This window comes from Nonomuraea sp. NPDC049784, assembly GCF_040659615.1.
GTDB lineage: Bacteria > Actinomycetota > Actinomycetes > Streptosporangiales > Streptosporangiaceae > Nonomuraea.
This window is the reverse complement of record NZ_JBFAMX010000848.1, coordinates 1-3,514: the sequence shown is the minus strand read 5'-3', so window position 1 is coordinate 3,514 and position 3,514 is coordinate 1. Positions and strand designations below refer to the sequence as shown.

The 3,514-nt window shown below is 74.0% G+C and carries 3 protein-coding genes; all 3 read right to left on the bottom strand.

Features of this window, described 5'->3' with window-relative positions:
- Nucleotides 1-22: 22 nt before the first annotated feature.
- The gene (locus AB0J09_RS59705) at nucleotides 23-2,548 is read right to left on the bottom strand and encodes an FtsX-like permease family protein (RefSeq protein ID WP_360712489.1); all 2,526 of its coding nucleotides are present in this window, start codon (nucleotides 2,546-2,548) and stop codon (nucleotides 23-25) included.
- Nucleotides 2,542-3,219 (bottom strand): ATP-binding cassette domain-containing protein, encoded by a 678-nt coding sequence (locus AB0J09_RS59700; RefSeq protein ID WP_360712486.1) that lies wholly within the window; start codon nucleotides 3,217-3,219, stop codon nucleotides 2,542-2,544. The genes AB0J09_RS59705 and AB0J09_RS59700 overlap by 7 nt, the downstream gene beginning before the upstream one ends.
- Nucleotides 3,216-3,514 (bottom strand): ATP-binding cassette domain-containing protein (locus AB0J09_RS59695; protein WP_360712483.1); only part of this gene is annotated, 299 nt, incomplete at its 5' end. The genes AB0J09_RS59695 and AB0J09_RS59700, both read right to left, overlap by 4 nt.

Sequence of the window (3,514 nt, the reverse complement as noted above, 5' to 3'; positions counted from 1 at the left end):
CTGGAGGCAGGCCGCTGACCGGTCATAGGTCGCGTAGCACCGTCAACGGCGGGCGGTGGGCGGCCCGTACCGTCGCCGCCCCGGCGGCCAGCAGCGCCGCCACACCGAGGACCGCCAGCAGGGCCAGGTACGTCCACGGCACGGCCAGCGCGTCGGGAGGCGGGTCGAACACCCCGCTGAGCACAGCGACCAGCATCCGCGACAGCGCCCACCCGCACAGCGCGCCCAGCATGGCCGCGGCCACTCCGACCAGGCTCACCTCGGCCCACACGAACGAGCCGAGCTGCCGCGGAGTGGCCCCCAGCACCCTGGCCAGCGCGTATGTGCGACGCCGCTCGGCGAAGCCGAGCACCAGCAGCAGACCCGTGGCCAGGGCCGCCAGCGCCAGCGCGTAGCCGAGTTCGATGGCGGTCAGGCCGGCCAGGTCCACGGCGGTGAGGCTGCTGCCGACGACCTGGCGGGTGGTCTCCACGTCGGTGACCTTCGCTGCCGGCCCGAGTCTGCCGCGCAGCTCGGCGGCGACCTGGCTCGGCCGGGTCCCGTCGGTGGTGATCAGGTACGTGGTGTCGGCGGGCATGGTGCGGGCCAGGTAGGAGGCGTTGGCCACGAGGAAGCTGTCGCGGGGAGCGGTCGGGAACTCGGTGATGACGCCGGCGTAATGGAAGGGGACAGTCCTGCCGTCCTCGGTACGCAGCCGCACCTGGTCACCGAGGTGAAGCTGGAAGTCGTTGACGGTCTCCTGGCTGACCAGCAGCGCGTCCGGCTGGCGGGTGAGCCGGTCGAGGATCTCGCGGGCGGTGCCGCCGGATACGTAGGTGTCGTGCAGGCGAGTGGTGGCGGGGCGGATGCCGTACAGGTCCTGCAGGTCGGAGCCAACGTAGGCGAAGCGGTGCTGCAGTGGCTCCACTCGTGACACGCCGGGCACGGCCGCGAGCTGCCCCTGTGTGGCTGTGGTCTGGGAGACCGTGACGTCGGCGCCGTTGGTCAGCTCGGCGTCCACCTGGGCCTGCTGGCGGTAGGTGGTGTCGAATACGGAGGTCGAGACGGCGAAGGCGACGGCCAGCGCCGCCAGAGTGGCTGTGCGGGCCAGCGGCGCGCGCTGGCGCGTCAACATCGCCGACACGGTCCCCGCCAGCCCCCCGGCCAGGGGCCGCACCGCCCAGGTGATCGGCAACGTCCGGGTCAGGCGCCAGATGAGCAGGCCCGCGCCCGTCCACAGCAGCGCCGGCCCGGCGAAGGCCCAGTAGTCGACCGACAGCTGGGGCAGGCCCTCGGGGACCAGCACGAGCTGGTAGCCGTTCCTGCTGGTGATCCAGAAGATCACGGCGGATCCGGCCAGCAGCCACAGGTCCAGCCCGTACCGCAGCCAGGCGGGCGAGCGGCGCGGCCCGCCGACCGGACGGCGGGCGGCCGCCACGGTGGTGGCGTGCAGCGCGGGCAGCAGCACGGTGACGGCCGCGACCAGCAGTCCCAAGACGGCCGCCCACCAGGACACGTTCGCCGACCCGAACAGCGCCCGTCCGGCCACGGCGGCCAGCCCAAGGCCGGCCAGCACTCCGGTCACGCCCACCAGCGCGGTTTCGGCCAGCGCGAGCCGCACCAGCGTGCCCCTGGAGGCGCCCCTGGTACGCAGCAGCGCCTGCTCGGCCGTCCGCCGCGGCGCGCCGGCCCGCGTCACGAGACCGGCGAGCAGGGCCGCGAGCACGACAGCCGGCGCGCCCAGGAACAGGAACAGCACCTGCGAATACAGGGCGTCCGCGCGGGCGGCGTCCAGGGCCGCGCCGAGATTGTCGCCGACCAGCCCGCTGCCGGCCATCCGCTCCTCCAGATTGCGAGCCTGCCCGGTGACCGCGGTGAAGGCCGCCGCCGGGTCGGGCGGCAGCCGGTGGTCGATGCGGACGTGGAACTGGGTGCGCACCCGGTCGCGCGGGATGCCGTCGAACATCCGATGCCAGTCGGCCTCCGGCAGCAGCAGCACGTTGTCGGGGGGCGCCTGCAGCTGCGCGCCCGGCGGTGCGCCGACGCGCTGGAACAGCGAGTCGGCGGCGGGCAGCTCCACCACCCCCGTGACCGCCACCGTCGTGTCCGGTAGCCCTGGGCGGCGCACGGTGACACTGGCGCCGGGTTGGGCGTGCAGGTTGGCGGCGGTCTGCTGGGCCAGCAGCGGCCCGTTCGCGTTCCCTGCAAGCAGGCGCAGTTCGCCAGGGAAGGTGGCGGCGTAGTCGGTGGGCAGGCCCAGGACCTGGCCCGCGCCCGTGGTCAGTGTCTGCCCGGCCTGACGGGACTCGAAGCCGTCGATCCTGGCGAAGCTCACTTGCCTGGACGTGCCGGGCATCGGGACGGACACGGTCTGGCCGGGCTGCTGCTCCACCTGCCAGTCGACCGGCACCCGCTGGACCGAGCGGGTCGTCATGGTGGCCTTGGCGGTGGCGAGGAACGCGCCCAGCGCGGCGGGAAGCGCCACGGCGAGCGCGATGCCCGCCGCGGCCGCGGCCAGCCTGCCCGCCCGGCGTGTCAGCAGGCCGCGCAGCCAGATGAGGATCAGCATGTGAGAGCTCCGTCGCTCATGGTCCAGGTCGCGGGCAGCCGCGCCGCGACCAGCGGGTCGTGGGTGGCGACCACGAGAGCCGCTTCCAGCCGGGTGGCCACCCCGGTGAGCAGGTCCACCACCCGTAGGGCCAGGTCCGAGTCGAGCTGCGCCGTAGGCTCGTCCGCGATGATCAGGCGGGGCTCGGCGGCCAGCACGCGGGCGACTGCCACGCGCTGCGCCTGCCCGCCCGACAGCTCTTCCGGCAGTGACCCGGCCAGGTCGGCCAGGCCGATCGTGGCCAGCGCGATCAGCGCCTGCTCCTTGGCCACGGCGTCTTCGACACCCGCGATGATCAGCGGCAGCGCGACGTTCTCCGCGACATTGAGCGGAGGCAGCAGGCTCGGCCCCTGGAAGACCACGCCGACACGGCCGCGCGGGCAGTCGTCGAGGGCGGGCCAGGCGATCCGCCCCACCGTGGGCCGGTCGAGACCGGCCAGCAGGTGCAGCAGTGTGGTCTTGCCCGACCCAGACGGGCCGGTGACCGCGATCTGCTGCCCCGGCCGCAGCTCGCAGGTGACGCTGTGAACGGCGACCAGGGCGTTCGCCCCCTTGCCGTACGATCGGGCCAGTCCCTGGCAGGTGACCAGCGCGGTCGTGTCGGCCGTCCGGTCCTTCAGCTCCGCGGTCATGTCGCCCGCCCGTCCTTCAACTCCACGACGCGGTCGGCCATTCGCCGTACGGCCGGGCTGTGTGAGGCGATCACCACGGCGGTGCTGTCGCCGGCCTGCTCGCGGATCAGCCGCAGCACGGGCCCCTCCGTGTGCTGGTCGAGCTCGCCGGTGGGCTCGTCGGCCAGCAGCAGCGCTGGACGGTTGGCCAGCGCCACAGCCAGCCCGGCGCGGGCCGACTCACCGCCGGACAGCTGGCTCGGCCAGGCCCCCGCCCTGGCCGAGAGCCCCAGGTCGGCCAGCAGCTCATCGCGCA

Coding starts and splice junctions, on each gene's coding strand:
- AB0J09_RS59700 (WP_360712486.1), bottom strand. CDS start 3,219: ATGACCGCGGAGCTGAAGGACCGGACGGCCGACACGACCGCGCTGGTC.
- AB0J09_RS59705 (WP_360712489.1), bottom strand. CDS start 2,548: ATGCTGATCCTCATCTGGCTGCGCGGCCTGCTGACACGCCGGGCGGGC.